This window comes from Azonexus sp., assembly GCF_036170495.1.
In the GTDB taxonomy this organism is placed as follows: domain Bacteria; phylum Pseudomonadota; class Gammaproteobacteria; order Burkholderiales; family Rhodocyclaceae; genus Azonexus.
Window position 1 is genome coordinate 1 of the sequence record NZ_JAVHPH010000405.1, and the last position, 1,908, is coordinate 1,908.

Annotated in this window: 2 protein-coding genes; both read left to right on the forward strand. The window is 63.0% G+C overall.

Annotated features, from left to right (window positions below; all coding sequences use genetic code 11):
* The coding region (gene ilvD, locus ADADOO_RS14930) for a dihydroxy-acid dehydratase (RefSeq protein ID WP_511278298.1) at window positions 1-1,715 on the forward strand (1,715 nt) is incomplete at its 5' end.
* A partial coding sequence (locus tag ADADOO_RS14935) for a LysE family transporter (protein WP_511278299.1) occupies window positions 1,712-1,908 on the forward strand: 197 nt, incomplete at its 3' end. The genes ilvD and ADADOO_RS14935, both read left to right, overlap by 4 nt.

Consider the following 1,908-nt stretch of genomic DNA (forward strand, 5'->3'; position numbering starts at 1 on the left):
CGGGCCACGTGCACCTCAAGGACATGGGCCAGCTGGTGGCGCGCGAGATCGAGGCGGCCGGTGGCATCGCCAAGGAGTTCAACACTATCGCCATCGACGACGGCATCGCCATGGGGCACAGCGGGATGTTGTATTCGCTGCCCAGCCGCGACCTGATCGCCGACTCGGTTGAATACATGGTTAACGCGCACTGTGCCGACGCCATGGTCTGCATCTCCAATTGCGACAAGATCACCCCGGGCATGCTGATGGCCGCCATGCGCCTCAATATTCCGGTGATCTTCGTTTCCGGCGGCCCGATGGAAGCCGGCAAGGTCAAGATCCAGGGCAACGTCGTCCACCTCGATCTCGTCGATGCCATGGTCAAGGCCGCCGACCACGCCGTTTCCCAGTCCGACCTCGACGACATCGAACGTTCCGCCTGCCCGACCTGCGGTTCCTGCTCCGGCATGTTCACCGCCAACTCGATGAATTGCCTGACCGAGGCGCTCGGCCTTAGCCTGCCCGGTAACGGCACGGTGGTCGCCACCCACGCCGACCGCAAGCAACTCTTCCTGTCCGCCGGGCGTCAGATCGTCGAATTATGCCGGCGCCACTACGAGCAGGACGATGCCTCGATATTGCCGCGCTCCATCGCTACCAAGGCAGCGTTCGAAAACGCCATGACCCTCGATGTTGCCATGGGCGGCTCGACCAACACCGTGCTGCACATCCTGGCCACGGCACAGGAAGCCGGTGTCAACTTCACGATGGCCGACATCGACCGCATTTCGCGCGCCGTGCCCTGTCTGTGCAAGGTCGCCCCGATGACTGACAAGTACCACATCGAGGACGTCCATCGCGCTGGTGGCATCATGGGTATCCTGGGCGAACTGGACAGGGCTGGATTGATCGCGCGGGAAGTGCCGACAGTCCACACCAAAAATATCGGCGAAGCGATCGAGCGCTGGGACGTCGTCCGCGAACACGATGTCAAAGTACATGAGTTCTTCAAGGCGGCGCCGGGCGGCGTGCCGACCCAGGTCGCCTTCTCGCAGGATCGTCGCTACAACGAACTCGACCTCGACCGCACCCACGGCTGCATCCGCAACAGGGCCAACGCTTTTTCGCAGGAAGGCGGTCTGGCCGTGCTTTACGGCAACATCGCGGTCGACGGCTGCATCGTCAAAACGGCCGGTGTCGATGAGTCGATCTGGAAATTCAGCGGCAAGGCCCGCGTTTTCGAAAGTCAGGATGCTGCGGTCGACGCCATTCTGGGCGAGAAAATTGTCGCCGGCGACGTCGTTGTTATCCGCTACGAAGGTCCGAAAGGCGGTCCCGGCATGCAGGAAATGCTCTATCCGACCTCCTATCTGAAGTCGATGGGCCTCGGCAAAGCCTGCGCCTTACTGACCGATGGCCGCTTCTCCGGCGGCACCTCCGGTCTTTCCATCGGCCATGCCTCGCCGGAAGCGGCGGATGGTGGCGCCATCGGGCTGGTTGAAGAAGGTGACACCATCGAGATCGACATCCCGAACCGGCGCATCCACCTGGCAATCGCCGACGACCAACTCGCCAGCCGCCGCGCCGCGATGGAAGCCAAGGGCGATGCTGCCTGGCAACCAGTCAACCGCGAACGCGTCGTTTCCGCCGCCCTCCAAGCCTACGCCCTGATGGCCACCTCGGCTGACAAGGGGGCGGTGCGCGACGTCTCTCAAATTCAGCGCCGTAAATGACGCTGACGGTCTGGCTTGGCTTCCTGCTGGCGGCGATCCTAATCGCCGTTACGCCAGGGCCGGGTGCGGTGATCAGCATGAGCACCGGCCTCCGGCACGGCTATTGGGCTGCGCTGACGGCCATTCTCGGTCTTCAGTCCGCGATTCTGCTCCATCTGCTGATTGTCGCGCTTGGCCTCGGCGCACTATTGGC